Consider the following 26091-nt stretch of genomic DNA (forward strand, 5'->3'; position numbering starts at 1 on the left):
CGCCGCCCTCTCCTGCTCGATCAGATCTTGCTCGATCAGATATTGCCCGATCAGAAAAAGCCGAGCTTCTTCGGGCTGTAGCTGACCAGGAGGTTCTTGGTCTGCTGGTAGTGATCGAGCATCATCTTGTGGTTCTCGCGCCCGACGCCCGACTGCTTGTAGCCGCCGAACGCCGCATGCGCGGGGTAGGCATGGTAGCAGTTGGTCCAGACCCGGCCGGCCTGGATCGCCCGGCCGAAGCGGTAGCAGCGGTTGGCATCGCGGCTCCAGACGCCGGCTCCCAGGCCATAGAGCGTGTCGTTGGCGATCGCGAGCGCCTCGTCGTCGGTCTTGAAGGTCGTGACCGAGACGACGGGGCCAAAAATCTCCTCCTGGAAAATTCGCATCTTGTTGTGGCCCTCGAACACCGTCGGCTGGACGTAGAAGCCACCGGAGAGATCGCCGCCGAGCTCGGCACGACTGCCGCCGGCCAGCACTTTCGCGCCCTCCTGCTTGCCGATGTCGATATAGGAGAGGATCTTCGCGAGCTGCTCGCCCGAGGCCTGCGCGCCGATCATGGTGTCGGCCACACGCGGATCGCCCTGCTTGATCGCGGCGACGCGCTTGAGCGCCCGCTCCATGAAGCGATCGTAGATATCAGCGTGGACCAGCGCCCGGCTCGGACAGGTGCAAACCTCGCCCTGGTTCAGCGCGAACATCACAAAACCTTCGATCGCCTTGTCGAAGAAATCGTCGTCCTCGGCGGTGACGTCGTTGAAGAAGATGTTCGGCGACTTGCCGCCCAACTCCAGCGTGACCGGGATGAGGTTCTGGCTGGCGTACTGCATGATCAGCCGGCCCGTCGTGGTCTCGCCGGTGAAGGCGATTTTGGCGATGCGCGGGCTGGAGGCGAGCGGCTTGCCGGCCTCGAGGCCAAAGCCGTTGACGATGTTGAGGACGCCGGGCGGCAGGAGATCGCCGATGATCTCCGCCCAGACCATGATCGAGGCCGGGGTCTGCTCGGCCGGCTTGAGCACGACGCAATTGCCGGCGGCGAGCGCTGGGGCGAGCTTCCAGCAGGCCATCAGCAGCGGGAAGTTCCAGGGGATGATCTGGCCGACGACACCGAGCGGCTCGTGAAAATGATAGGCGATGGTGTCCTGGTCGATCTCGCCGATCGAGCCTTCCTGGGCACGCACCACGCCGGCGAAATAGCGGAAGTGGTCAATGGCGAGCGGCAGGTCGGCGGCGCGCGTCTCGCGGATCGGCTTGCCATTGTCCCAGGTCTCGGCAATCGCAAGGCGCTCGAGATTCTCTTCCATGCGGTCGGCGATCTTGTTCAGGATCGCGGCGCGCTCGGCGACGCTGGTGCGGCCCCAGGCGGCCTTGGCGGCATGCGCCGCATCGAGCGCGGCCTCGACGTCCTGCGCGTCGGAGCGCGCGATCTTGCAGACGATCTGGCCGTTCACCGGCGAGGCATTGTCAAAATACTTACCGGAGATCGGCGCTGCGAACTTGCCGCCGATGAAATTGTCATAGCGTTCCGCGAAGGGATTCTGGGTCACGCCCAGGAATTCCACCTTGTTCATTGATCACTCCCGATGTTGCTGTTTGCGCAATTCGTCGTGTGGTCACGACTTGCGCCGACGATGTCGCGGGAGATGTCTTCTGTCAGCCCGGGTGGAAGCGATGGCCGGGTAGACCTGTCGCAGTTCTGCGACAGTCGTGGGCAAGGCAAGGGTCTCGATGGAACGCTCGCAGCCTCCACATCGTCATTGCGAGCGCAGCGAAGCAATCCAGAGTCCCTCCGCAGAAAGATTCTGGATTGCTTCGCTGCGCTCGCAATGACGGCTGAGAGGTCGGTGGTCCTAATGGTTCAGCTCGAACCGCTTGAGCTTCCGGTGCAGCGTCGCACGGCTGACGCCGAGAGCTTTTGCGGCGGCCGAAACGTTGCCGCCCGCGCGGAGCAGCGCCCGCTGCAGCACGGCGCGCTGGCCGCCGGCGAGGTGGTCACACGCGGCATCGCCGCCGAGCAGATCGGCCGCGGGCACCGGCTGCAACGCCCTGCCCGGCGCGATCCCTAATCCCGCCCGCGCAGACCGGGTCGCACCGATCACGAGATCATCCGCATCGACTGCGACGAGGCCGATGGACTGGCCGTCCGCACCTTGCGTCAGCACGATGCGGGCACGAGCAAAAGCCTGGCGAAACAGGTCGGCCTCGATGCGCCTTGCCGCCTCGCTCGCCGCAAGCGCAATCAGATTGGAGAATGCGTCGGTCCGATCGGCGCGGCATGAGGAGACATCGAGCACACCGGCAAAGGCCGCCACGTGGTCGTAGATCGGAACGGCAGTGCAGCTCAGAAGCGTATTGCGGGTAAAGAAGTGCTGGTCGCGGTCGATCGTCAGTGGCCGCTGCTCGACGACGCAAGTCCCGATGCCGTTGGTGCCCTCATGCTCCTCGCTCCAGAGCGCACCGGTCCACAGGCCCCAGGATTGGAACGTCGCGTCATCCGCCGAGGTGCCGCGACGATCGACCGGCACCCCCTCGCCGTCGGCGAGCAACACGCAGCAGCCGGCGGCGCCGACCGCGTGATAGAGCCGATCCATCGCGCCCTGCGCAGCAGCAAGCAACGGCGCGATGCGCTCGCGCGCCTCGCGAAGTTCCGCTTCCGCCAGCCGCTCCGGCAGGCAGTGCCCGGAGGGATCGAGATGATGCAATCGGGACGAACGGCGCCAGGAGGCCACGAGCGCGGAACGAGCCGCCTGGCCTGATGCAATGGCGGCCTCGACACGAGCCGCGTGATGCTGGGGGGCTTGCCCATTCATCACCGTTTCCTCCGGGTGGCAATCTAGGACGTGCCGACGCCGCCTGATTGATCTCTGTCAATCTTGAAGGCCAGCGCACCGAACAAGCCATGCCCCCGCGGGCGCCGTTCCGTCAAGGCGGCAAGGCGACTGCGGCCCTGCAACTTTCGATGCGATGACGAAGGGAGCAGCCGGTCTCGCAGGCTTTCGATACCGGTTTCGAACCGCGCGGAGCTGCTAGTTCTGAGGGATCATCCGGACGAGATCGTGCGGATTGACATAGTCGAGCTGGAACCGTGCCCGCTCGTCCAGCATGTCAGGATCAATCCTGGCGGAACGCAGCAGCGAGACGCGCTGCTCGCTCCGGGCGCGCTCGCGTTTGAGCTGCGCCAGCTCGCTGGTCAGCGCGATGATCTCCTGGTCGAGTTCCTGGCGGGCGTTGAGGCCGTATTTGCCGGTATAGGCGTTGACCCCGAAATAGCCGACGATAGCGGCCGCCATCGCATAGAGGGCAAGGCCGGTCAGGATCGATTTCAGGCGCGCGCGGGAGACCATCCTGGGAAGATGGGGCAGCTTGGTTAAGGGAGTGTTGATTTCCCCTACCCGACCACGCTTCCAGACCCTCATGGTGAGGAGGCGCGAAAGCGCCGTCTCCGGACGATGCTTCGCATCGCCGGGAGAACCATGAAGGCCCGGTTCTCGCCCGCGGCCATCCTTCGAGACGACCGCTTCGCGGTCTCCTCAGGATGAGGGCTTACTACACGGACCGCGGGCGGTTTACGTCAGCCGTGGTGCTTCGCGACGTGCGCGGCGAAGGCGTCGATATAGGCCTGGAGCACCGGCTTCAGAGAGTCCTTGGTCAGGTTGCCGTCCGCATCGAAGGCGTCGCCGACCGCGTTCAGGTAAATCTCCGGCTGTTGCATGATCGGGCCGGTGATGCCCGGCAGAATGTTCTGCAGCGTCTTTGCGGCACTGACGCCGCCGAGCGGACCCGGCGAGTTCGAGACGATGCCAACCGGCTTGCCGTTGAAAGAGCTCTTGCCATAGGGGCGCGAGGCGACGTCGATGGCGTTCTTCAGGACGCCCGGGATCGCGCGGTTGTATTCGGGGGTGATGAAAATGACGCCGTCGGATTTCTGGAGCTTTTCACGGAAGGCCAGCCAGTCCGCGGGCGGCGCGCCCTCGAGGTCCTGGTTGAAGAACGAGATGCCCGCCGGCGTCATGACCTCGAGCTTGAGCGAGGCCGGCGCGAGCTTTGCCAGCGCGTTGGCGATCTTCAGCGAAAAGCTGTCCTTGCGCAGGCTGCCGGCGATCACGACGATGTTGTAGGCCATGGATTGTCCTTGGAGGCTTGAGTGGGAGTGCCGGGCGGCACTTAAGCGATCCGGATCGATCGATGCAAGTGCATGAACCGGTCCGGTTTGGAAACGCTGAGTTTCTCGAAAGCAGATGGTCGAGCCTGTAGCCCGGATGGAGCGATACGCAAAGCCGCTCACCGGCGCGCCTGCCCACCATCCAACAATACTCCTGTTTTGCCCGACGGGTCAAGTTTTGATTCGGTATCCCCGAATTTTGAAATCGCTAGCGATTTCTACTGTGCATGGGGTTGTTTTCGACTTTTTTGTTTGGACGGGCCGTTCCGCAGGGTGCCGGGCAGGCGCAACCGCCGATCCAAAACAATCAGGCCGCCAATCGGCGGCCTGATCTTCAGCGCAAGTTTGTGGTCCGGTCAGATCGTCGGATTCCACGCCGACGGGATCAGGCGATATTTCGCGCCGTCCTTCTCGACATGGCCGACCGAGGGGAAGGTGAAGTGGAAGCCGATCACGGTCGCCTTCTCTGCTGCTGCCATGTCGTAGAATTTATGGCGCGTCTCCTGCGCCATCGCGGCATCGGTGTCGAACACCACGTGCCAGTCCGGATTGCGCAGGAAGAATTCCGGAATGTTGGTGACGTCGGACTGGATCAGGACCTTCGCATCGCCCGAGGCGACCGCGAACGAGGTGTGGCCAGGCGTATGGCCGGGCGTCGCGATCGGGGTGATGCCCGGCGCGACCTCCTTGCCCCACTCGTACTTCGTCACCTTGGATTCGAGGCCGGCAAAGGTCTTCTTCACGTTGGCAAAGTAGTTCTTCATCATCGGGTTGGACTCGGCCTTGGCCGTGTTGTCCTCGCTGGTCCAGAACTCCCAGTCCTTGCCCGGCACCATGATCTCCGCATTCGGGAAGGCGAGCGCGCCGTCAGCCAAACGGATACCGTTGGTATGGTCAGGATGCAGATGCGACAGCAGCACGACGTCGATGCTCTTGGGATCGACACCGGCGGCCTGGAGGTTCTGCAAGGTGCGGCCGACCGCGCCCTTGCTCGGCTCGAGATTGGCAACGCCGTTGCCGGCGTCGATCAGCACCAGCTTGGAGCCGGTGTTGATGAGCTGCGGGTTGAACGGCACCGTGACCATGCCCTTCGGCATGTAGGCGGCATCAGCGGCGGCCAGCGCCTCGTCCTTGGACGCGTTGACGACGAACTTGTCGGGCATCGGGAAAGTGCGCGCGCCGTCATTGATCGAGGTGCATTCGTAGCTGCCGACCTTATAGCGATAGAAGCCCGGCGCCTGCGTGCCGGCTTGCGGCACTGCGGCATTGCCGGCGGTCGGCCGGAGGCCGGTCACGGCGGCCGCACCGAGGGCGGCGGCGCCTGCGAGCAGATGACGGCGATTGAGATCGATCATGGAGAGGTCCCCTTCTGAGCGCCTTGCGCTTTTCCGCTTTGAATGGCGGCGGAATAATCTCCCGCTTCGCTCAGAAGGCAAGACCTTCTTTCGGTGACGTGCGGTCGCACGCCCCGATTATTTATTCGGGACGTCGGGGAATTTTTCGCCCGCGGCCTGTCCACGCCAGTATCGCTTCGGTGCATGGCCGTAGACTCGTTTGAAGGCATGTCCGAAGGCGCTCTCCGACGCGTATCCCAGCTGCGCGGCAATTGCCGAAACGGTCGCTCCACGTCGCAGCCGATCGCGTGCAAGGCGCATGCGCCATCGAAGCAGGTAGTCGAGCGGCGCCAGCCCCACCAGCGACTTGAACCGCTTTGAAAACGCGGATCGCGACATGGCGATCGCGTCGGCCAATGCGTCCAGGGTCCATGGATGAGCGGCGTTGTCGTGCATCAGCCTGATTGCCCGGCCGATCCTGGCATCGGCCAGCGCGTTGATCCATCCAAGACCCTCGCCCGCACCCTGATCCAGCGCCGCGCGGATCACCTGGACGAGCAGGACGTCGGCGAGCCTGTCGGTGAGGACGGCCGCTCCGATTCCTGTCCCCCTGACTTCAAGGTCGAGAATCTGGAGCGTGGAATGAATGACGGATGCCGACGGGCTGCGCGATGGTATGAGCAGAAAGCGAGGGAGCGCATCGAGCAGCAACTCGGCGTCAGACACCTCGAAGCCGAAACTCCCGGCGAGCAGAACGGTATCGCAGCCCGCATGACGCGCGACATCCGACCGCGTCCAATCGAACGCCGCCACACCGTCTTCGGGAGCGAGGAGTTCGTCATTGGCAAGAACGTAGGCGGGCGCATTGGCCAGAAGAAAACAATCACCGGCGACAAGCCGATGATGGGCTTCGTCGCCAAAATCGATCCAGCAATCACCTCGAAGGACCGCGCCGAACTTCAGGGCGGGTTTTGCCGGGAACCGGTACGACCAATTGCCGCCCGCCTCGAACCTCGTGCAACGCGCAGCGCGAACGTCCAGGAGCGAGAAGACCTGAGACAGCGGGTCCGAGCGGTTGTCCAAGGTCTGATCCGATCTCGACGATTTTCGAGCGCTTCGAGCATAGATCATCCTCGCTTCCGATGCGAAGTTCATCTTGAAACAAACTGGATGAAACACCCTATGACAGGCATCGCGGGCAAGGTCATCGCCATCACAGGCGCCAGCAGCGGAATTGGCGACGCCACCGCCCGGCATCTCGCAGAACGTGGCGCCATCGTGGTCCTCGGCGCACGGCGCTCCGAGAGGCTGGAGACGCTGGCCGCGAGCATCGCGTCGAAGGGCGGCAAGGCGTCGTATCTCGTCACCGACGTCAGGCGACGCGAGGATGTCGCCAGGCTCGTCGGACTCGCAACAGACCGATACGGGAAGTTGGACGTCATGATCAACAATGCGGGGATTGCGCCGATTTCACGTCTGGACGATCTGAGGGTCGACGACTGGGTCGACATGATCGACGTGAACGTGAGAGGCGTGCTCTACGGAATCGCCGCAGCCTTGCCCGTCTTTCGTCGTCAGGGCTTCGGCCATTTCATCAACACCCTGTCGACCGCCGGCATCAAGATCCTTCCGACCATGGCCGTCTACGCGGGCTCGAAGAACGCCGTCAGGGCGATTTCCGAAGGGCTTCGTCAGGAGGCCGGACCATCGCTTCGGGTGACGACCATCTCCCCCGGTTATGTCGACACCGAACTGCCGTCTTCCATGACGGATTCCACGTTACGGCAGCAGGGGCAGGCAAGCATGAAGGCGATGGCCATTCCGGCAACCGCTATCGCGGAGGCGATGGCCTTCGCGATAGCGCAACCGGATAATGTGGATGTCGGCGAGATCGTTATCCGCCCGACCGCTCAGGCCTGAATTCGATCAGGCCCGGACGCCCTCGCACGTCACGACTTGTTCGGGTTGATGAGGAATTTTTCGCCGGTGGCCCGCTTGGCGTAGACCACGATGTTGGCGGGATCGAGCGCCTCCTGAAGCGACACCACCTTGGTGTAGTGGCTGGCGAAGGTGGTCTTCAATTCGTCGACCACGCGCTGGCGCAGCCTGGCCCCGTCCGCCTGCCCGATCTTCATCAGGAACGGAAACAGTAGCCAGCCGCCGACGCCCCAGGCCATGCCGAAACCGCGCGGCAGCTCGATCGGGCGGATGTCGAGCCCGCCGTAGACATAGACCTGCTTGTGCACGTTGGAGCCGTAGCGGCTGTATTCCTTCGCGGTCTTGTTGATCGCGACTTCCATGCAGTTGAGGATGTCGCCGGCAAGCTTGCCGCCGCCGATGGCGTCGAAGGCGATGGTGGCGCCGGTCTCGACCAGCGCGGCCGTGAGATCGTCGAGAAAGGTCGGCGCGCTGGAGTCGACGACGTATTTGGCGCCGATCTTCTTCAGGATCTCGGCCTGCTCCTTGCTGCGCACGATGTTGACGAGCGCAATGCCGTCCTTGATGCAGATCTTGTTCAGCATCTGACCGAGATTGGAGGCAGCCGCGGTGTGCACCAGCGCCTTGTGACCCTCGCGCCGCATGGTCTCGGTCATGCCGAGCGCGGTGAGCGGATTGACGAAGCAGGAGGCGCCCTCCGCAGGCGTGGTGCCTTCAGGCAGCGGCAGGCACTCGCGCACTTTCAGGGTGCGGTACTGCGCGTACATCGCGCCGCCGATCATGGCGACGGTCTTGCCCATCAGCGCCTTGGCGGCATCCGACGAGCCGGTCTTGATGACGACGCCGGCGCCCTCGTTACCGACAGGCATGGATTCGTCGAGCCGTGCGGCCATCGCACGCATCGCGCCTTCCGGAACCTTGGCGGTGATGACAGGCGCCTCTTTCGTACCGGAGGCCTTCGCCGTGCTCATGTCGGCGGCGCCGACGAGCAGGCCGAGGTCGGAGGGGTTGATCGGTGCCCCCTCGACGCGGACGACGACCTCGTCCGGTCCGGGCTCGGGGGTCGGCACATCGAGCAGCGAGATTTCCAGCTCTCCGCTCTTCTTGATCACCGAACGCAGTTGCAGGCCGGTCTTGCCGTCGCTCATGTCGATCCTCCCCTGTATTTGTTAAAGCGCTGGCTTACGCCAGCGCCTTCAGTGCCGCCTTGCCGCCGTAGAGCGCCTGCTTGCCGAGCTGCTGCTCGATACGCAGAAGCTGATTGTATTTGGCGGTGCGATCGGAACGCGCAAGGGAGCCGGTCTTGATCTGACCGCAATTGGTGGCGACCGCGAGGTCGGCGATGGTGGAATCCTCGGTCTCGCCGGAGCGGTGCGACATCACCGAGGTGTAGCCGTTCTTGTGCGCCATCTCAACGGCGGCGAGCGTCTCGGTCAGCGTGCCGATCTGGTTGACCTTGATCAGGATCGAGTTGGCCCGGCCGGCCTTGATGCCTTCGGCAAGACGCTTGACGTTGGTGACGAAGAGATCATCGCCGACGAGCTGACACTTCTTGCCGATCAGATCCGTGATCTCCTTCCAGCCGTCCATGTCGTCTTCCGACATGCCGTCCTCGATGGTGACGATCGGATAGCGGCCGACGAGATCGGCGAGATATTTGGCCTGCTCGGAGATCGAACGGGTCTTGCCCTCGCCTTCATAGACGTATTTGCCGTCCTTGAAGAACTCGGTCGAGGCGCAGTCGAGGCCGATCACGATGTCGGTCCCTGCCTTGTAACCGGCCTTGCCGATCGCGTTCATGACGAATTCGAGCGCGGCATCGGCCGACGGCAGGTTCGGGGCAAAGCCGCCCTCGTCGCCGACATTGGTGTTGTGCCCGGCCTTCTTCAATTCGGACTTCAGGGTGTGGAACACTTCCGCGCCGTAGCGCAGGCCCTCGGCGAAGGAGGACGCGCCGACGGGAAGGATCATGAACTCCTGGAAGTCGATCGGGTTGTCGGCATGCACGCCGCCATTGATGATGTTCATCATCGGCACCGGCAGCAGCCGCGCCGAGGTGCCGCCGACGTAACGATAGAGCGGCATGTCGAGCGAGTTCGCGGCCGCCTTGGCGCAGGCGAGCGAGACGCCGAGAATGGCGTTGGCCCCGAGCCGGCTCTTGTTGGGCGTGCCGTCGAGGTCGATCATGATCTGGTCGAGCTGAACCTGCTGCTCGACATCGAGACCGCTGAGGGCCTCAAAAATCTCGCCGTTGACGGCGCCGACTGCCTTCAAGACGCCCTTGCCGAGATAGCGGGCCTTGTCGCCGTCGCGCAGTTCCACCGCCTCATGGGCGCCGGTCGAGGCGCCTGACGGCACGGCAGCGCGGCCAAGCGCGCCATCTTCCAGCACGACGTCGACCTCGACGGTGGGATTGCCCCGGCTGTCGAGAATTTCGCGGCCGATGATGTCGATGATGGCGGTCATGGGAGCCTCTTTCCGGGGAACAAGGGGGGCAGTTGGCGGTGCTTCTACCGCAATGCATCGAAGTGGAAAAGGCCGGGTGACGTCCGCCCGATGATTGGCTAAGAGGGCCGCACCGGAGGCGGCCTCATGTCGAAAAAACCCAGCAAATCGAACAACTCGCGTGCAGATTCCCCTGCCCTGCAGCTCGGCCGTGCCGTGCAATGGCCCGATACGCCCGAGAAGGCCAAGCTCGACCGCGTGCCCAATCCGCAAGCGGGCACCGACTATCTGGTCCGTTTCACCGTGCCGGAATTCACATCGCTCTGCCCGGTCACGGGCCAGCCCGACTTCGCCCATCTGATGATCGACTACGCGCCCGGCCAATGGCTGCTGGAGTCGAAATCGCTAAAACTCTACATCGCAAGCTTCCGCAATCACGGCGCCTTCCACGAGGACTGCACCGTGATGATCGGCAAGCGCATCGCGAGCGAGATCAAGCCGAAATGGCTGCGCATCGGCGGCTATTGGTATCCGCGCGGCGGCATCCCGATCGACGTGTTCTGGCAAACCGGAAGGGTGCCGAAGGGCATGTGGGTGCCCGAGCAAGGCGTCGCGCCCTATCGCGGGCGGGGCTGATTGGAGACAAATGACGATGACATCGATGTCGGCAACATTCCGCAACCTTGCCTTGGGCCTGCTGGGCGTCCTCTCGCTGACTGGCGCGTCCGACGCCGCCGAGGTCCGGGTGATGATCTCGGGCGGCTTGACCGCTGCCTATCAGGCGCTCGTGCCGGAGTTCGAGAAAGCCACCGGCAACAAGGTGCTGACGGCGTTCGGGCCATCGATGGGGACCACCACCAACGCGATCCCGGTCCGGCTGGAGCGCGGCGAACCCGCCGACGTCCTGATCATGGTGGGCTATGCCCTCACCGATCTCGCCAGCAAGGGCAAGGTCGTTGCCGGCAGCCAGGTTGATCTCACCAAATCGCCGATCGGGGTTGCCGTGAAATTGGGGGCGCCGAAGCCGGACATCAGCTCGGTGGAGGCGGTCAAGCGCGCGCTGCTCGCGGCGAAGACGATCGCCTATTCCGACAGCGCCAGCGGCGTCTACGTCTCGACCGAAATGTTCGAGAAGCTCGGCATTGCCGATGTCATGAAGGACAAGGCGCGCAAGATTCCGGCGACGCCGGTCGGCGAGATCGTCGCGCATGGCGAAGCCGAACTCGGCTTTCAGCAGATCAGCGAGCTCAAGCCCGTGAAGGGCATCGACATCGTCGGGCCGCTGCCGAACGAATTGCAGCAGATCACGATCTTCTCAGCCGGGATCGCCACCGGCTCTAGGGAGCCCGAGGCCGGCCGTGCCTTGATCAAGTTCCTCGCCTCCCCCGCCGCGCGCGATACGATCATTGCGAGCGGTATGGAGCCGATCGTGGCTGACGGAGGGAAATGAGGTCGGCCTCCGCAAGCGGTAGCCTTACGCCACCGCCCTCACCTGGCTGATGAAGCCGTCGATCTCCGAGGTCAGCGAGGTCGACTGGCTCGACAGATTGGCAGCCGCCTTCAGCACGCCGGATGCGGCGCGGCCGGTCTCGTCCGCGGCCGATGACACGGTCGCGATGTTGCGCGTCACCGTCGAGGTCGCTTCCGCCGTGTGCTGCACCGTGTTGGCTATTTCGGCGGTGGCCTTGTTCTGCTCCTCGATGGCCGCGGCGATGACGCGGTTGATGCTCGAGACTTCCTCGATGGTCTTGACGATGCCGTCGATCGCCGAGACCGCCTTCTGCGTCGCGCCCTGGATTTCCGTGATCTGGGCGCTGATCTCTTCAGTGGCCTTCGCCGTTTGCGAGGCCAGGTTCTTCACCTCGCTTGCCACGACCGCAAAGCCCCGGCCGGATTCGCCGGCGCGGGCGGCCTCGATGGTTGCGTTCAGCGCCAGCAGATTGGTCTGGCCGGCAATCGATGTGATGAGGCCGATGACCTCGCCGATGCGGTCGGCGCCGTCGGCGAGCGCACGCATGGTGCTGTCGGTTTCCTTGACGGTGACGACCGCCTGCTCGGTGGCGCGCGTCGCCTGCTCGACCTGGCGGTTGATCTCGCGAATGGAGGCGTTGAGCTCCTCGGCTGCGGCCGCGACGGTCTGCACGCCGCTGCCGACCTGGTCGGCTAGCGTCGAGGCCGAGCCAGCCTGGCTCTGGGCTTCGGCTGCCGTCCCCGACATCGAGCGCGCCGTCGTCTCCAGCTCGCCCGAGGCGCTCGACAGCGCCTGCACCATCTGCCCGATCCGGCTTTCGAACTGCCGCACGAGGCCGGACATTTCGGATGCACGCTTCTCCTTGTCGGCGCGCTCGACGGCCTGATCGCCGGACAGGCGCTCAGCGTTGATCATGGCGTCCTTGAAGACGTTCAACGCGGCAGCCATGCGGCCGATCTCGTCATTGCGGTCGAGGCCCGGCACTTCGCCGGCAAAATCATGCGCAGCGAAACGGGTCATGATTCCGGTGATCGCGGTGAGCGGACGCGTCACTCGGTTACGCATCAGCATCATCCCGCCGATCGTCAGCGCGAGCGAGGACGGCACCAGCAGGCCGAACAGGATCAGCGTGACGCGGGCGCGCAAGGCGCCGTCTTCCGCGCGTGAGATCATGTTGGCGAGCGCGGTCTGCGTGACAATGACGACATTGTTGGCGCCGACCAGCTGGCGATCGCGGTAGTCGAGGCTGGCGACGCCAGCGGGCTCACCCGCCAGCAGCCTGGTCGCAATGGCATTGCGCTCGTCACTGAGTGCGCCGGAAATTTCCGGCTCGGCGTTACGGATCGCCTGGAGCAGCTCGGGCGAGGCCACATTCGGGCTGAGGTCACGCACCACCAGCCAGGAGTGCTGGATGCGGCCGCGCAGATCGGCGAAGGCAACGCCGTCGGCGGCGGTCCAGGTCTTGTTGGCGAGGATCGAGGAGAACTGGACGAGAATGGTCTGGCCGGCATTGGCACGGGCCTGCCAGGACGCCTGCTTGGCGATCAATAAGCGATCGACCACGGGGTCGATCAGCGTCATCGCATTGTCGACATGAGCGGTGATTTCGCCGATCGCGTCCATATAGGCGTCGCTGACCTTGGCCCAGCCCGGCGTCAGGCTGGCTTCACGCGCGCTTTTCTCCTGCTTCAGCGCATTGATCGCGCGCGGCCGCAGCTCCTCGAGCTGCGCCCAGATGCCACGGAGCTTGTCGAGCTTCTCGGAGAGGCCGGGCGCATCGACCGAGGCGAGGCTCTGCAAGGCCTGCGCGTAATTCTTCTGCACGGTGGTCCGCTGCTCGGCGAGGCTGCTCATGACGCTGTCGGGCGCGGGAGCGGCCGCCGCGAGATAGCTCAGCGTGTCACCGCGCTCCAGGCGAAAGATCACCAGCGTGTTGGTCAGGTCGCGGCTGGCAACCGCGAGCGAGACGATGCGGTTGCTGTCCGAATAGCGCGTCACCGCCAGCTTCAGGGCGTAGGCGCAGATGACGACAAGGATGAGACCGAGAGACCCAACCACCGCCCCGAGGATACGGGCGACCGAACGCTGCTTTTGCATCGATTGATCCACAGATGTTTCCGCCAATTCAGTTTGGGGACAATCTACGGAGCGAAGGGTGAGGTTTGATTTAAGATCGAACGGATTTGGCTACCGTTCCTCCACGGGAAACTACGGGTGATCGGTAATTCGATACTTTCCGTCAGGCCTGCGCATCAGATGGTGCACGCTGCTTGAGCAGGCGGGCGCAGACGAGGCCCAGCACCACCATGATCGCGGCACTCGTAAGCAGCGTCGGTCCTTTGCCGGCATGCGCTAGCCCGAACCCATAGGCAAGCGGTCCGACCGTCTGCCCCATGAAGAAGAAGAACGAATGCAGCGACATCGCGGTCGCCCGCGCCCCGATCGACAGCTCGCTGGCGAACACCTGCAAGCAGCCATGGATCATGTAGAAGCCCCAGCCCATCGCCAACATGCTCGCGAATTGCAGTTTCCAGCCGGGACCGAAAGCGAGTGCGGCGAGTTGCAGCGCCACGATGCTCGCCCCCGCGATCATCATGCCCTTGACGCCGAGCCGCGGCAGCATGCGCGAGACCGTGAGGGTGTAGAACAACCCGCCGACCGCAAACCCCGCGATCACGATGCCCGCGATCGAGAGCGACTTCTCGCCGAGATCGAACAGGAATGCGGCGATGAAGGGAAACAGGCCGAACACGCAGCAGCCCTCGACGAACACGGCCGAATAGCAGAAGCGCGTGTTGGGATTGGCGAAGATGGTGCGGTAGCCTTGCTTGAGGGTTTTCAGATCGGTCTTCGGCGGCGCCGTCAGCGCGGCGCCGCGAAAGCCCGCTACAACCGCGACCGCCGCAATCAGGCCGAGCGCGCCGAGGATCACGAGCACGCCGCGCCAGCCGATGAAATCGCCGATGATTCCGCTGGCGGATGAGCCGAGCAGATTGCCCGTCATCGAACCCGCCATCGTGCGCCCGATCGCGACCTGCCGCTTGGCGGGCGCAACGAGATCGGCGGTGAGGCCAAGTGCAACGGGAAACACGCCACCGGCGGCGATGCCGGCCAGGATGCGGCTTGCGAACAGGCCCGCGAACGAGGTGGCGAGCGCTCCGAGAATGCAGGCAACGCCAAGCAGCGCCAGGCATGCGGTCATCAATCGCGCCTTGCCGAACAGATCGGCGGCCGCTCCGATCGCCGGCTGAACCAGCGCGTAGATCAAGGCAAAGCCGGCCGCGATGCTCGCAGCCGTGGTGATGCTGATCGCAAAATCGTCTGCGACATGCGGCAGGACGGGATCGAGCGCCCGCGTCGACAAGGCCGCCGAGAATCCGGCGAGCGCGATGATGTTGATCGCGGGCGGAAACTTCTGGTCTTGGGACGGCCTGGTCACAGGCTGGTGCATCAGCGGCTTGTGCTCTTGGCCAGCGCGTCGAACGCCATCAGCCTGGCGATCAGCCCTTCGAACTCGCGCAGCGGCACCATGTTGGGACCGTCGGACGGCGCGCGATCAGGATCAGGATGGGTCTCGATGAACACGCCGGCGACGCCGACAGCGACAGCCGCGCGCGCCAGCACGGGAACGAATTCGCGCTCCCCGCCCGAAGACGTCCCCTTCCCGCCCGGCTGCTGCACCGAATGGGTGGCATCGAAGATCACGGGCGCGCCGGTCGTGCGCGCCAGGATCGGCAGCGCGCGCATGTCGGAGACCAGCGTGTTGTAGCCGAAGGAGGCGCCGCGCTCGGTGACGAGCACGTTGGGATTGTTCGCAGCCGTGATCTTGGCGACGACATTGGCCATGTCCCAGGGCGCCAGGAACTGGCCCTTCTTGACATTGACGACCTTGCCGGTTGCGGCCGCGGCCAGCAGCAGATCGGTCTGCCGGCACAGGAAGGCCGGGATTTGCAGCACGTCCACGGCTTGCGCCACCTCGGCGCATTGCGCGGCATCGTGCACGTCAGTCAGCACCGGCAAGCCGACCGAGGAGCGGATCTCGGCGAAGATCGGCAGCGACTGCGCGAGCCCAAGGCCGCGCGCCGCGGAGGCGCTGGTGCGGTTGGCCTTGTCGAACGAGGTCTTGTAGACGAGGCCGATGTTCAGCCGCGAGGCGATCTCCTTCAGCGCGGAGGCCACCTCCAGCGCATGCTGGCGGCTCTCGAGCTGGCAGGGCCCGGCAATGATCGAGATCGGCAGATCGTTGCCGAACTTGACGCTGCCAATGGTGACGACCGGCGCCGCTGATGTCGAAGAGCTCAAGGCAAATTCCTCGTTTCGGCGCGACCATAGCCGCCATCAGGGTCGGATCAACCCCATTCGCCCCGGACTGCCAGAATATCAGGGTTGCGCCGGGCTTCCCCGGCGCGCCCTGTGACGGGAGCTGCTACTTGACCGAGGAGAAGGCCGTCGGCGTCAGGAACTGGCTGACGATGTTGCCGACGATCTGGCCGTCGGCTTCGCTCTCGGCGCGTGCCTTCATCCAGTCCGGGTCGGTCATGAACTTGCCCCACTTCGCCTCGCGCTCGGCGAGCGACTCCCAGGCCAGGAAATAGGTCAGCTCCTGGTTGGATTCGCCGATCAGCGTGGTGAAGAATCCGGCCTGCCTGATGCCGTGCTTCTCCCAGATCTTCAGCGTGGCGGTCTCGAACCGCTTCAAGAGCGCCGGAAGGCGGCCGGGCACGCAGCGATAGATGCGCATTTCGTAGATCATTCTTGTTTCCTCCCTGAACAGGTCGGGCCGTTATAACGGCTGGCCTTGACGGTGTCTTGAGCCCTGCCCGGCCGCCCCTGTGGCGTTTTGCGCATGGCTGGGCAGGCACCGGCAACGCGCAGCGTCCGGCTCCCGCAATGCTGCCGCAATGATCGGGCCGCTAAATGGGCTCAGTTGCGATTCAGGTGCCTGTTACATGCGGATTTTGCTCGTCGAGGATGAGGCGGAGATGGCCACGGCGCTTTCGTCGGCGCTGAAGCGCTACGACATGGTGGTGGATCATGCCCCGACGCTCGCGGAGGCGGAGGAGGCCATTTCCGCCGACGTCCATGCTGCCGTCCTGCTCGACCGCCACCTTCCTGACGGCGACGGCCTCACCTTGATCCCAAAGCTTCGCGCGCGCGCCGACGGCGTGCCGATCATCGTCCTCACCGCGCGCGGCGAGCTCGCCGATCGCATTGCCGGGCTCGACAGCGGCGCCGATGATTATCTTGCAAAACCGTTCGCGGTCGAGGAGTTGCTGGCACGGCTGCGCGCGGTGCTGCGGCGGCCCGCCGGCCTCTCCCCTGACGTTATCCGCGCCGGCCGCCTCGCCTTCGATGTCGGCCATCGCGAAGCCAGCATCGACGGCCAGCCGTTCGAGCTGCCGCGCCGGGAGCTGCTGGTGCTCGAAGCCCTGATCCGCCGCATGGGCCGAACGGTGCTGCGCTCGGCGCTCGAAGAGGCGGTCTACAATTTCGACGACGAGATCCAGTCGAACGCGCTGGACACCCATATCTCACGGCTGCGGCGCAAGCTCGCCGAGGCCGAAGCAGGCCTGGAGATCCACGGCATTCGCGGCGTCGGCTATCTCCTCAGGAAGCTGCCATGAGCAAGCCCGCCGATCCCTATTGCCTGCGCTCGCGGCTGAGCTGGCGCCTGCTCTCGCTCCAGGCCGCGATTCTGATCGCGCTGATTGCGGTCGTCCTCGCCGGGCTGTGCGCGTCCGGCTTCATGCTCGCCGACCGGGACGAGGATCGCGTGATCGAACTTGTGCAGCGCGCGCTCGCGCGTGATGCGCAAGGTGACCTGATCGTGCGCCAGACGTCCGAGTTGAAGCAGCTGCGTGGCGAAACGCCCGATCTCTGGTTCCTGGTCCGCGACAAGCAGGGACATTCGCTCAGCGAAGGCACGGTGCCGGCCGAATTCGCCGCGATCGGCGGTGGCCTCGATCAGATCAGCCAGGCACGGCTCGGCTGGCAGATGTTCGAGGACGATCCGCGCAAGCCGGCGGCGCGGCTGAAGCGGGTCGATACCGACGCCGGCAATGTGCAGATCATCACGGCGACACAGGGACGGCTCACCGGCGCCAAGGCGCTGTTCATGACGTCACTCGCCTTCCTCGGCATTGCCCTGCCCGGCCTGCTCATGATGGGAACGGCGACGTTCATTGCGACACCGATGATCGTGCAGCGCGCGTTCAGGGGGCTCGATACCACCGCGGACGAGGCACGGCGCATCGATATCCATCAGCGCGGCGCGCGGCTCTCGGTGGAGGGAATTCCGCTGGAGGTCGTACCACTGGTGGCCGCGATCAACGACGCGCTGGCGCGGCTCGACCAGGGCTATGCCCGCCACAAGCGGTTCGTCGCCGACGCCGCGCACGAGCTGCGCACGCCGATCGCGATCCTGAACACACGACTCGAATCGCTTGCCCCGGGACCGGACAAGACCCGCCTGCTGGAGGATGCCGGACGGCTGGCGACGCTCGCCGAGCAATTGCTCGATATCCAGCGGCTCGACCGCTGCGGCCATCCCTTCACGAACGTCAATCTCGCCGCGGTTGCGCAAAGCGTCGCCGCCGACCTCGCACCGCTGGCGATTGCCGCCGGCTACGAGCTGGCGCTCGATGCCCCGGAGACGCCGATCGAGACGATCGGCGATGCGGCGGCGCTGGAACGCGCACTGACCAATCTCGTGCAGAATGCAATCCAGCACGGCCCTCGCCGCGGCACGATCGGGATTCGCGTCAGCAGCGCCGCGAGCATCGAGGTCACCGATGAAGGCGCCGGCATTCCCGCCGACCAGCGCGAACAGATCTTCGAGCCGTTCTATCGGCTGACGCCGCTCGATCGCGGTGCCGGCCTCGGCCTCAACATGGTGCGCGAGATCGTGCAGCTGCATGGCGGCCACGTCTCGGTTGCGGACGGGCCGGATGGCGGCGCCTGCTTCCGGATGACGCTGCCGCCCGCGCGACAGAGTTGATTCAATCCGCCTCCGACAGCGCAATGCTGTCGCAATGCGCTCCCGCGACACTGCATCCGTCTCACCTCTGATCTCTGGAGGTGCAAACCAAGATGCCGGAGTGCGCATGCCCAACGATTTTCTTTCGTTCTTCCTGTCCTGGATGTCGTCCCCACGTCGGGTCGGCGCGATCGCACCATCGGGTGCGGCGCTCGCCGAGCTCATCACGCGCGAGATCAGTGCAACGACAGGTCCGATCCTCGAGCTCGGCCCCGGCACCGGCGCGTTCACCTACAAGCTGCTCAAGCGCGGCGTCCGGCCACAGGATCTCACGCTGATCGAATACGGCTCGGACTTCACGAAGCTCCTGCAAATGCGTTTTCCCGGCGCACGCGTGCTGTGGATGGACGCGTCGCGGCTTGCGTCAGAACGCCTCTATGACGGTGCGCCCGTCGGCGCGGTCGTGAGCGGCCTGCCGCTGCTCAACATGTCGACGCGCAAGGTCATCTCGATCGTCGGCGGCGCGTTCAGCTATCTCCGCCCGGGTGGCGCGTTCTACCAGTTCACCTACGGCATGAGCTGCCCGATCCCGCGGCCGGTGCTCGACCGGCTCGGCCTGCGCGCAACACTGGTGGATCGCGCCTTCCTCAACGTGCCCCCCGCCGCGGTCTACAGGCTGACGCGGCGGCCGCAGATGAAGCTCATCGCGGGATCGGTTGCGCTGGAGGCCTCAATGCGGGTCGGCATGGGCGCGATGCCTCTGGAACATGCCTCCACCTCCCTGCCCTGAGGCAGACCGTCGATGGGGAAGCGGCTCGACGGAGCCGCAAACTCATCCCCGCGTGACGTGAGCGGCGACACAAACCCAGACGCCACCTCGGCGCGCCCAACTATCGGTGTATCGTCCAAATCCGATCGACCCGTCGGCCCTGGCATAGGTCGTCCGCGCATGGATAATCGCCATATCACCCATGATCCGGATTCGTTCGTCCTCGTATCCCAAATTGGATATGGATACGGGCCTTGCGATTTGCTCGATGAACCCGGCACGATCAACCACTGATCCGTCAGGGTTGCTGTTGAGGAAATCATCGCTTAGATGCTCGCGGAACCAATCGACATCCTTCATGGAGACCGAGCGCATATAGCCCGCGTTAAGGTGCTTCAGTGCGTTCATATCCCTTGCGGAAGCCGGTCGATCTTCCAGATCGGATTTGAGCGCCACACAATCGACCTCCACGTCAAATTCGCCCGGCCAGGAAGGCACGGTTAGAAAGATGCGCGCAGGCGGCGAGATGGGAAAATAGCGTTGGTAGACATCGTTGAACGCACCGAAATTTGAACCATCAGGCGTGCAGTAGACGTTGCATTTCACGACCTGCTGCAACGACGAGCCGGCAACCTCCAGGCAAAGTTTCATCTGGTCGAGAACGATCTCGGTTTGCTGCACGAACGGCAATCGCCTGATCTCACCGGTGATGGGATCAAATGGCGGGAGGCCTGAGACGTAAACCGTCTCACCGGCGACAATGACGGGACAGATCGGCCCCTTCCGCCGCCGCTCCAAATACGTGGAAATGGGCTCAACTCTGATGGGTTCGCGCTTCACGGCCGCCTCCAGGACACGATCGAGTGGACTAAACACCTTCCGTGCTGTCGCATCCGACCCCGCCATTTGTCTCCAGTCGCGAGTTTGGTGCGTGCCGAACTCACGTCGCTTGTTGATCCCAAGCGGACAATGGTAGAGGACGCTATGGTTGCGGCAGCGAATTTGGTCGAGGTTGCAGCGCTCGTCGGCGATACGGCGCGCGCGACCATGTTGTCAGCCCTCATGGGCGGACAATCCTTGACCGGAAGTGAGTTGGCGTTCCTGGCACGAATTTCGCGGCCGACAGCCAGTGAGCACCTGACCAGGATGGTCGACGCCCGGCTTATCTCGGTGACCAAGAAGCGCAGCTATCGGTACTACCGCATTGCCTCACCGCTGGTCGCCAGCATGCTTGAGAGTATCAAGCTGGTCGCGGCTCTCGAGGTTCCTCAGCGATATCAACCCCGATCTGCGCGTGACGCGGCGCTGCGGTTCGGTCGCACCTGCTACGATCATCTGGCAGGCCGATTGGGTGTTGCGATTGCAGACTCTCTGATCGCCAGCGGTTGCATCGTCCTTGGCGAAGATGGTGGCGATGTCACCGATTCCGGTGCGAAGGTGTTGACAGAATTTGGCGTCGATCTGGGCCTCAAGCGCAGCAACAAGCGCATCTTTTGCAAGCCGTGCCTCGACTGGAGCGAACGTCGGTATCATATCGCCGGTCATGTCGGAGCCGAGATTCAACGACGCTGCCTGGACCTGAGTTGGCTCGTCCGAGTGAACGATACACGGGCCGTGCAATTAACGACTGCTGGCCAGACCGGTCTTCGCAATGCCTTTGGCTTGGATGACCTCAGTCTTCAAATCGACCCACCGGACGTCAAGGCTAAAGCATGAACCGGAAAAGTGCGAAGCGGTTTTCCGAAAAGATCATGCGCAGACAACAACCTAAAGGGCGATGAAGGCGCCGCCGCGGCGTTCGCATTGAACGACGGCGGCGCATCCTCTATACAACCTCTGAGCGGCAGAGGTGAAGCATGTATCTAGCGAGGTTTTTCCGTGCGGGCGTCGTGCTCGCCGGCCTGTTGGCGTCCCACAATCTCTCTGCGCAACCCGCTCCCGGCCAGCAATTGAAGGAAGTGCAGGTCGAGAGCAACGCCTTCACCCTCGCCGACCCGATCCCATCCTGGGTCGATCCCACGCCGCTTCCCGAGGTGACGAAGCCGCAGCCGATCGTGATCAGGCTGATGGAAACCCAATTCTTGGTCGGACCGACGCCGGTCACCTACGTCCGGCGCGCGATGGCTATCAACGATGCAGCCTCGCTCACTGCCGCCGGCCGCTTCTCGATCTCCTTTGCGCCTGAATACGAGCGCGTCCAGCTGCACTGGGTCAGGATCCAGCGGGCGCAGGAGCAGCTCGACCGGACCAGGACCTCGAACATTCGGTTCCTCCAGCGCGAGCAAGGCCTGGAGAACGGCGTCTACAGCGGACACGTCACGGCATCGATCCTGATCGACGATCTGCGCGTCGGCGACACACTCGACATTGCCTACTCGACTTCCGGCGACAATCCCGTGTTCGGCGGCAAGTATTTGGGCCTGAGCCTCTGGGACCAGAGCCTGCCCACACTGCGTCGCCGGGTGGTGATGAACCATCCGGTCGGCCGGCCGATCCAATGGCGGATGGTCGGCGATCGCGCATCCCCGGCGCTCGTTCCCAGTGAAAGCGTGCGTGACGGCATGCGCCGGCTGGACTTCAGCCAGGAAGGCCTGTCCGAGATTGTCGGTGAGGCCCAGACAGCGCCCGATTTCTTCGGCTATCGCTTCCTGCAATTCTCGGAGTTTGCAAGCTGGAGCGAAGTGGCGAGCTGGGCAGCCACCTTGTTCGATGCCAAGCCTGCCATCGGCGAAGACCTTCGCACTGCCGTCAACCGAATCCGGAGCCTCGGCTCGGACCAGGAACGCGTGACGTCCGCACTGGAATTCGTGCAGTCGCAAATCCGCTACTTCTCGGTTTCGCTGGGCGAGAGCTCGCATCGCCCCGCGTCACCCGACGAAGTGCTGCGGCGCCGCTATGGCGACTGCAAGGACAAGTCGTTCCTGCTGGTCACGCTGCTGCGCGAGCTCGGCATCGAGAGCAACCCCGTCCTGCTCCAGATCGGCCGGCGCGAGGGTATCGACAAGACGCTGCCGAGCCCGCAATTGTTCGATCATGCGATCGTGCGGGCAGTCGTCGACGGCCAAGTCTACTTCCTCGATCCGACCCGGCTTGGTCAGCGTGGCCTTCTGAACCGGATGGGTCAGGCCCATAGTGGTGCGCAGGTGCTGGTGGTCGGCCAGGGCACGACAGAGCTGACGTCGATCCCCAACACCGGCAGCGATCTCGTCGAGGACGAAATCGCTGAACGCATCACGCTCGCCAAGTTCGGCGACGAGGGCCAGCTGGAACTCAAGCGCGTCCTCAGCGGCCTCACGGCGGAACAAATCCGCGTCGTGTTCGAGCTCAGTTCGCGCGACCGCATCTTGAGGACGTTCGGCGACGTGATGGAGCGCCGCTATCCCGGCGCCGCGATGGTCGGCGAGCCCACCATCGCGGACGATCCCGTCAACAACACCTTGACGATCGGTGCGACCTACAAGGTCCCGAAACTCGCCACCGAACGCGACGGAAACTGGCTGTTCTATTTCAGGCCGGACAATTTCGTCGACGTCATGACGACGTCGTCATCGGCGAACCGGACGACGCCGATGCGCATTGCCGGATATCCGTTCCATGGCAAGTACAATCTGGAAATCACCTTTCCGGAAAACGTCAGCGACTTCGTCGATCCCCGCGCCCAGACGGTCGAGAACAAATATTTCAGCGCGACGATCTCGGAATCGTTTCGCGGCAACATCGCCAAGCGATCGATGGATCTGACGACGCTCCGCGCCTCCGTCGAGCCGGACAAATACGCGGCCTATGCCGATGACGTCAGGGCCTTCAACAAGGCGGTCGGCGGGCTCATCTTCGTGAGCAAGCTTGCGATCAAGTCGGCCGATCAGTCGAACCAATCCAGCTTCACCAAGCGTCTCCAGGACCTGAGCGAGCAGACCCTCAAGAAGGCAACGGAGACGATCGATGGCGGAAAGCTCACCGGAGCCGATCTAGCGGACGCCTACTGCATTCGCGGCCAGAGCTTTGCGGAGCTGGATCGCTATGACGAAGCCATCCAGGACACCAGCGCCGCGGTGCGCCTCGCACCCAGTTCGTTCGGGCCTCTGATCTGCCGCGGCGAAATCCATTTCCGCACCGGGCAATTCGACAAGAGCATCGCCGACTATTCAAAGGCGATCCCGCTTGGGGGAACTGCGGCCGGAACGTTCCGGGGACGTGGCGTGTCGCGCCTGCTCGCCGGCCGTATCGAAGAGGCAGTTGCCGACCTGACCAGGGCGAGCGAATTGGCCGACAAGGAAAGCCGGGTCTATTGCGACATCTGGCTTGTCATCGCCTATGCCCGGCTCGGCAAGCCGGCTCCCGCCGATCTGCTGAAGCGTGCGACCATGGAGCAGCGTGGCGAGTGGCCGCGCGCGGCGCTCGCCATGGTCGCGGGCGCAATGACACCCGACGACGTCATCAAGTCGGTGGATGACAAGAAAGGCGACGACCGCCAGATGGCGCTGGCGGAGGGATATTTCTACATCGGAGAGCACTATCTCTCGGCCGGCGACAAGAAGACCGCGCAGACCTACTTCAACAAGACACGCGAGCTCGGTGTCATCATGTACATCGAGCATATCGCCGCCGGCCTGGAACTGGCGCGCATGAAGGGCGAGGATTCCGCCGCGACAGCCACTTCGGCGCCGCGCCAGGCGACGCCGTGACAGCTATCTACACCAACCGGCTCTGCACCATCGCCGCCTGGATGAACGAGGCGAACAGCGGGTGCGGCTCGAACGGCCGCGACTTCAGCTCGGGGTGGAACTGGACGCCGATGAACCAGGGGTGATCCTGGTACTCGACGATTTCGGGCAGCACGCCGTCGGGCGACAGGCCTGAGAATTTCAACCCGTGCTGCTCGAGGCGGTCCTTGTAGGCGGTGTTGACCTCGTAGCGGTGGCGGTGGCGCTCGGAAATCTCGGTCGCGCCGCCATAGACCTGCGAGACGCGGCTGCCGCGGTTGAGCGCGGCGGGATAGGCGCCGAGCCGCATCGTGCCGCCGAGATCGCCGGCATTCGAGCGCTTCTCGAGTTCGTTGCCGCGCAGCCATTCCGTCATCAGGCCAACCAGGGGCTCCTTGGTGGGGCCGAACTCGGTGGAGTTGGCCTCCTCGATGCCGACGAGATTTCGCGCAGCCTCGATCACCGCCATCTGCATGCCGAAGCAGATGCCGAAATACGGCACATTGCGCTCACGCGCGAACTGCGCCGCGCGGATCTTGCCTTCGGCGCCGCGCTGGCCGAAGCCGCCGGGCACCAGGATGCCGTTGACGTGCTCGAGGAACGGCGCCGGATCTTCCTTCTCGAAGATCTCGCTCTCGATCCAGTCGAGATTGACCTTCACCTTGTTGGCGATGCCGCCATGCGAAAGCGCTTCGATCAGCGACTTATACGCATCCTTCATGCCGGTATATTTGCCGACGATGGCAATGGTGACGTTGCCCTCGGGATTGCGGATGCGCTCGTTGATTTTCTGCCAGCTCTGCAGCACCGGCGGAATCCGCGAGCCGATGCCGAAAGCTGCGAGCACTTCGTCGTCGAGGCCCGCGTTGTGATAGGCTTCGGGCACGGCGTAGATGCTGTCGGCGTCACGCGCCTCGATCACGGCGCTCTCGCGCACGTTACAGAACAGGCCGAGCTTGCGACGCTCCTCCTTCGGGATCTCGCGGTCGGTACGGCAGAGCAGGATGTCCGGCTGGATGCCGATCGAACGCAGCTCCTTGACCGAGTGCTGCGTCGGCTTCGTCTTCAGCTCACCGGCGCTCGGAATGTAAGGCAGCAGCGTCAGGTGAATGTAGATGGCATGATCGCGCGGCAGCTCGTTCTTGAGCTGGCGGATCGCCTCGAAGAACGGCAGGCCCTCGATGTCACCGACGGTGCCGCCGATCTCGACCAGCACGAAATCGTAATCGTCATTGCCGGAGAGGACGAATTCCTTGATGGCGTTGGTGACGTGCGGAACCACCTGGATGGTCGCGCCGAGATAATCGCCGCGGCGCTCCTTGGTGATGATGTCTTGGTAGATGCGCCCCGTGGTGATGTTGTCGGCCTTGGTCGCAGGCCGGCCCGTGAAGCGCTCATAGTGACCGAGATCGAGATCGGTCTCCGCGCCGTCATCGGTCACGAACACTTCGCCGTGCTGATACGGCGACATCGTTCCGGGATCGAGGTTGAGATAGGGATCGAGCTTGCGGAGGCGGACCTTGTAGCCCCGGGCTTGCAACAGAGCACCGAGTGCCGCTGAAGCCAGACCCTTGCCGAGCGAAGAAACCACGCCGCCGGTGATGAATATGTACCGCGCCATGGGGCCTAACCTCTAATCCCTCGAATTCGATTCGCCAAAGCGATTCGTATTCCGCCCCAAAGATTTTGCGGGCCTGTGGGTGAGCCAAAACTAAGTGTGGTGACAGTGCCTTGATGGGGATTGTTGATGCAGGACGCTAGCAGCCGCCCTGCATGGCCCCCCTGCTTTATTGCGAGCGCGGCACCTGCGGACCGCTCGGAGCCGGCGCCTGCTGCTGCTCGTCGGCCTTCTTCAGCGAATCCAGGATGCCGCCCGAAGTCGGCGGCGCGAGCGGCGATCCGCCGGCCGGCTGGCTCTGCGACGCCGGCGTGCCAATGATCGACGAGGGCGCGCGGTTGTACCCGGCGTGCCAGGACAGGAACAGGCTGGTCAGAAAGAAGCCGCCAGCGAGAATCGCGGTCGTCCGCGTCAACAGGTTCGCGGTGCCGCGGCTCGACATGAAGCCCGCGCCTCCGCCCATGCCGAGGCCGCCGCCTTCCGACTTCTGGAGCAGAACGGCGCCAATCATGATGGAGACGATCATGAGGTGAATGACGATGACAACAGTCTGCATAATGTCCTTCCGTCACAAGCCGACAGCGCCGAGACGGCGGCCGATCGCGCTTCGCGGGTTTTCCTGAAGTTGCGCGGTGTTACACGATCGGAAACGGCATTGCCACCCCCGATCGGGTCCCG

The 26091-nt window shown here is 64.0% G+C and carries 23 protein-coding genes and 1 pseudogene; 8 read left to right on the forward strand and 16 right to left on the reverse strand.

Annotation, left to right across the window (positions count from 1 at the left end):
• Positions 1-50: 50 nt before the first annotated feature.
• From adh to BMW89_RS20030, 6 genes are all read right to left on the reverse strand, one after another.
• On the reverse strand, positions 51-1568 hold the full coding sequence (gene adh, locus BMW89_RS20005; protein ID WP_092028713.1) for an aldehyde dehydrogenase: 1518 nt from the start codon (positions 1566-1568) through the stop codon (positions 51-53).
• Positions 1569-1847: 279 nt separating this feature from the next.
• Entirely contained in the window at positions 1848-2807 is a 960-nt protein-coding gene (locus tag BMW89_RS20010) for a helix-turn-helix domain-containing protein (protein ID WP_177196185.1), read from the reverse strand.
• A gap of 216 nt (positions 2808-3023) precedes the next feature.
• Entirely contained in the window at positions 3024-3341 is a 318-nt protein-coding gene (locus tag BMW89_RS20015) for an FtsB family cell division protein (protein ID WP_092028715.1), read from the reverse strand.
• Positions 3342-3568: 227 nt separating this feature from the next.
• Entirely contained in the window at positions 3569-4120 is a 552-nt protein-coding gene (locus tag BMW89_RS20020; protein WP_092028716.1) for an NADPH-dependent FMN reductase, read from the reverse strand.
• A gap of 395 nt (positions 4121-4515) precedes the next feature.
• Positions 4516-5514 carry an MBL fold metallo-hydrolase gene (locus BMW89_RS20025; RefSeq protein ID WP_092028717.1) on the reverse strand — a complete coding sequence of 333 codons (999 nt, stop codon included), beginning with the start codon at positions 5512-5514 and terminating at the stop codon, positions 4516-4518.
• A gap of 117 nt (positions 5515-5631) precedes the next feature.
• Positions 5632-6624, reverse strand: a complete 993-nt coding sequence (locus tag BMW89_RS20030; RefSeq protein ID WP_502686395.1) for an AraC family transcriptional regulator — start codon at positions 6622-6624, stop codon at positions 5632-5634.
• A gap of 51 nt (positions 6625-6675) precedes the next feature.
• Here BMW89_RS20030 and BMW89_RS20035 point away from each other — a divergent pair, with 51 nt between their 5' ends.
• The gene (locus tag BMW89_RS20035) at positions 6676-7413 is read left to right on the forward strand and encodes an SDR family oxidoreductase (protein ID WP_092028718.1); all 738 of its coding nucleotides are present in this window, start codon (positions 6676-6678) and stop codon (positions 7411-7413) included.
• A 29-nt stretch (positions 7414-7442) separates the two neighbouring features.
• On the opposite strand, the gene BMW89_RS20040 is transcribed toward BMW89_RS20035, so the two are convergent.
• The gene (locus tag BMW89_RS20040) at positions 7443-8579 is read right to left on the reverse strand and encodes a zinc-binding dehydrogenase (RefSeq protein WP_092028719.1); all 1137 of its coding nucleotides are present in this window, start codon (positions 8577-8579) and stop codon (positions 7443-7445) included.
• A 34-nt stretch (positions 8580-8613) separates the two neighbouring features.
• Positions 8614-9897, reverse strand: a complete 1284-nt coding sequence (eno, locus tag BMW89_RS20045) for a phosphopyruvate hydratase (RefSeq protein ID WP_092028720.1) — start codon at positions 9895-9897, stop codon at positions 8614-8616.
• A gap of 126 nt (positions 9898-10023) precedes the next feature.
• On the opposite strand from eno, the gene queF reads away from it, so the two are divergent.
• Both queF and BMW89_RS20055 read left to right on the forward strand, forming a co-directional pair.
• Positions 10024-10512, forward strand: coding sequence for a preQ(1) synthase (queF, locus tag BMW89_RS20050; protein WP_092028721.1), 489 nt, complete (start codon positions 10024-10026; stop codon positions 10510-10512).
• Positions 10513-10528: 16 nt separating this feature from the next.
• Positions 10529-11326, forward strand: coding sequence for a substrate-binding domain-containing protein (locus BMW89_RS20055; protein ID WP_177196214.1), 798 nt, complete (start codon positions 10529-10531; stop codon positions 11324-11326).
• A 24-nt stretch (positions 11327-11350) separates the two neighbouring features.
• On the opposite strand, the gene BMW89_RS20060 is transcribed toward BMW89_RS20055, so the two are convergent.
• The 4 genes from BMW89_RS20060 to BMW89_RS20075 all read right to left on the reverse strand — a co-directional run bounded on the left by BMW89_RS20060 (position 11351) and on the right by BMW89_RS20075 (position 16100).
• Positions 11351-13444, reverse strand: a complete 2094-nt coding sequence (locus BMW89_RS20060; RefSeq protein WP_092028925.1) for a methyl-accepting chemotaxis protein — start codon at positions 13442-13444, stop codon at positions 11351-11353.
• Positions 13445-13586: 142 nt separating this feature from the next.
• Positions 13587-14798 carry an MFS transporter gene (locus BMW89_RS20065; protein ID WP_092028723.1) on the reverse strand — a complete coding sequence of 404 codons (1212 nt, stop codon included), beginning with the start codon at positions 14796-14798 and terminating at the stop codon, positions 13587-13589.
• Positions 14798-15649, reverse strand: a complete 852-nt coding sequence (gene kdsA / locus BMW89_RS20070) for a 3-deoxy-8-phosphooctulonate synthase (protein WP_092028724.1) — start codon at positions 15647-15649, stop codon at positions 14798-14800. The genes BMW89_RS20065 and kdsA overlap by 1 nt, the downstream gene beginning before the upstream one ends.
• A 124-nt stretch (positions 15650-15773) precedes the next feature.
• Positions 15774-16100: an NIPSNAP family protein gene (locus BMW89_RS20075; protein WP_092028725.1), complete on the reverse strand. Its 327-nt coding sequence runs from the start codon at positions 16098-16100 to the stop codon at positions 15774-15776.
• A 196-nt stretch (positions 16101-16296) separates the two neighbouring features.
• On the opposite strand from BMW89_RS20075, the gene BMW89_RS20080 reads away from it, so the two are divergent.
• From BMW89_RS20080 to BMW89_RS20090, 3 genes are all read left to right on the forward strand, one after another.
• A complete protein-coding gene (locus BMW89_RS20080) occupies positions 16297-16971 on the forward strand; it encodes a response regulator (protein WP_092028726.1) in 675 nt (224 codons plus the stop codon).
• Positions 16968-18344, forward strand: a complete 1377-nt coding sequence (locus BMW89_RS20085; protein ID WP_092028727.1) for a sensor histidine kinase — start codon at positions 16968-16970, stop codon at positions 18342-18344. Before BMW89_RS20080 ends, BMW89_RS20085 begins: the two co-directional genes overlap by 4 nt.
• A gap of 106 nt (positions 18345-18450) precedes the next feature.
• Entirely contained in the window at positions 18451-19113 is a 663-nt protein-coding gene (locus tag BMW89_RS20090) for a class I SAM-dependent methyltransferase (RefSeq protein ID WP_177196187.1), read from the forward strand.
• 42 nt (positions 19114-19155) lie between these two features.
• Here the strand turns inward: BMW89_RS20090 and BMW89_RS20095 are convergent, their stop codons facing one another.
• Together BMW89_RS20095 and BMW89_RS20100 are read right to left on the reverse strand one after the other, a co-directional pair.
• Complete coding sequence (locus BMW89_RS20095; RefSeq protein WP_092028926.1) at positions 19156-19500, reverse strand: nuclear transport factor 2 family protein; 345 nt, start codon at positions 19498-19500, stop codon at positions 19156-19158.
• A 39-nt stretch (positions 19501-19539) separates the two neighbouring features.
• Positions 19540-19932: pseudogene (locus BMW89_RS20100) on the reverse strand (RidA family protein); the annotation flags it as partial.
• A 144-nt stretch (positions 19933-20076) separates the two neighbouring features.
• Between BMW89_RS20100 and BMW89_RS20105 the strand changes: the two are divergent.
• Both BMW89_RS20105 and BMW89_RS20110 read left to right on the forward strand, forming a co-directional pair.
• On the forward strand, positions 20077-20808 hold the full coding sequence (locus BMW89_RS20105) for an ArsR/SmtB family transcription factor (RefSeq protein ID WP_092028927.1): 732 nt from the start codon (positions 20077-20079) through the stop codon (positions 20806-20808).
• Positions 20809-20948: 140 nt separating this feature from the next.
• Positions 20949-23777, forward strand: a complete 2829-nt coding sequence (locus BMW89_RS20110; protein ID WP_092028729.1) for a DUF3857 domain-containing protein — start codon at positions 20949-20951, stop codon at positions 23775-23777.
• A gap of 7 nt (positions 23778-23784) precedes the next feature.
• Here the strand turns inward: BMW89_RS20110 and pyrG are convergent, their stop codons facing one another.
• On the reverse strand, positions 23785-25416 hold the full coding sequence (pyrG, locus tag BMW89_RS20115) for a CTP synthase (protein WP_092028730.1): 1632 nt from the start codon (positions 25414-25416) through the stop codon (positions 23785-23787).
• 166 nt (positions 25417-25582) lie between these two features.
• On the reverse strand, positions 25583-25969 hold the full coding sequence (secG, locus tag BMW89_RS20120; protein WP_092028731.1) for a preprotein translocase subunit SecG: 387 nt from the start codon (positions 25967-25969) through the stop codon (positions 25583-25585).
• Positions 25970-26091: the final 122 nt, after the last annotated feature.

The organism is Bradyrhizobium sp. OK095 (assembly GCF_900109945.1).
In the GTDB taxonomy this organism is placed as follows: domain Bacteria; phylum Pseudomonadota; class Alphaproteobacteria; order Rhizobiales; family Xanthobacteraceae; genus Bradyrhizobium.

Coding starts and splice junctions, on each gene's coding strand:
- adh (WP_092028713.1), bottom strand. CDS start 1,568: ATGAACAAGGTGGAATTCCTGGGCGTGACCCAGAATCCCTTCGCGGAA.
- BMW89_RS20010 (WP_177196185.1), bottom strand. CDS start 2,807: ATGAATGGGCAAGCCCCCCAGCATCACGCGGCTCGTGTCGAGGCCGCC.
- BMW89_RS20015 (WP_092028715.1), bottom strand. CDS start 3,341: ATGGTCTCCCGCGCGCGCCTGAAATCGATCCTGACCGGCCTTGCCCTC.
- BMW89_RS20020 (WP_092028716.1), bottom strand. CDS start 4,120: ATGGCCTACAACATCGTCGTGATCGCCGGCAGCCTGCGCAAGGACAGC.
- BMW89_RS20025 (WP_092028717.1), bottom strand. CDS start 5,514: ATGATCGATCTCAATCGCCGTCATCTGCTCGCAGGCGCCGCCGCCCTC.
- BMW89_RS20030 (WP_502686395.1), bottom strand. CDS start 6,624: ATGATCTATGCTCGAAGCGCTCGAAAATCGTCGAGATCGGATCAGACC.
- BMW89_RS20035 (WP_092028718.1), top strand. CDS start 6,676: ATGACAGGCATCGCGGGCAAGGTCATCGCCATCACAGGCGCCAGCAGC.
- BMW89_RS20040 (WP_092028719.1), bottom strand. CDS start 8,579: ATGAGCGACGGCAAGACCGGCCTGCAACTGCGTTCGGTGATCAAGAAG.
- eno (WP_092028720.1), bottom strand. CDS start 9,897: ATGACCGCCATCATCGACATCATCGGCCGCGAAATTCTCGACAGCCGG.
- queF (WP_092028721.1), top strand. CDS start 10,024: ATGTCGAAAAAACCCAGCAAATCGAACAACTCGCGTGCAGATTCCCCT.
- BMW89_RS20055 (WP_177196214.1), top strand. CDS start 10,529: ATGACATCGATGTCGGCAACATTCCGCAACCTTGCCTTGGGCCTGCTG.
- BMW89_RS20060 (WP_092028925.1), bottom strand. CDS start 13,444: ATGCAAAAGCAGCGTTCGGTCGCCCGTATCCTCGGGGCGGTGGTTGGG.
- BMW89_RS20065 (WP_092028723.1), bottom strand. CDS start 14,798: ATGCACCAGCCTGTGACCAGGCCGTCCCAAGACCAGAAGTTTCCGCCC.
- BMW89_RS20075 (WP_092028725.1), bottom strand. CDS start 16,100: ATGATCTACGAAATGCGCATCTATCGCTGCGTGCCCGGCCGCCTTCCG.
- BMW89_RS20080 (WP_092028726.1), top strand. CDS start 16,297: ATGCGGATTTTGCTCGTCGAGGATGAGGCGGAGATGGCCACGGCGCTT.
- BMW89_RS20085 (WP_092028727.1), top strand. CDS start 16,968: ATGAGCAAGCCCGCCGATCCCTATTGCCTGCGCTCGCGGCTGAGCTGG.
- BMW89_RS20090 (WP_177196187.1), top strand. CDS start 18,451: ATGCCCAACGATTTTCTTTCGTTCTTCCTGTCCTGGATGTCGTCCCCA.
- BMW89_RS20095 (WP_092028926.1), bottom strand. CDS start 19,500: ATGAACGCACTGAAGCACCTTAACGCGGGCTATATGCGCTCGGTCTCC.
- BMW89_RS20105 (WP_092028927.1), top strand. CDS start 20,077: ATGGTTGCGGCAGCGAATTTGGTCGAGGTTGCAGCGCTCGTCGGCGAT.
- BMW89_RS20110 (WP_092028729.1), top strand. CDS start 20,949: ATGTATCTAGCGAGGTTTTTCCGTGCGGGCGTCGTGCTCGCCGGCCTG.
- pyrG (WP_092028730.1), bottom strand. CDS start 25,416: ATGGCGCGGTACATATTCATCACCGGCGGCGTGGTTTCTTCGCTCGGC.
- secG (WP_092028731.1), bottom strand. CDS start 25,969: ATGCAGACTGTTGTCATCGTCATTCACCTCATGATCGTCTCCATCATG.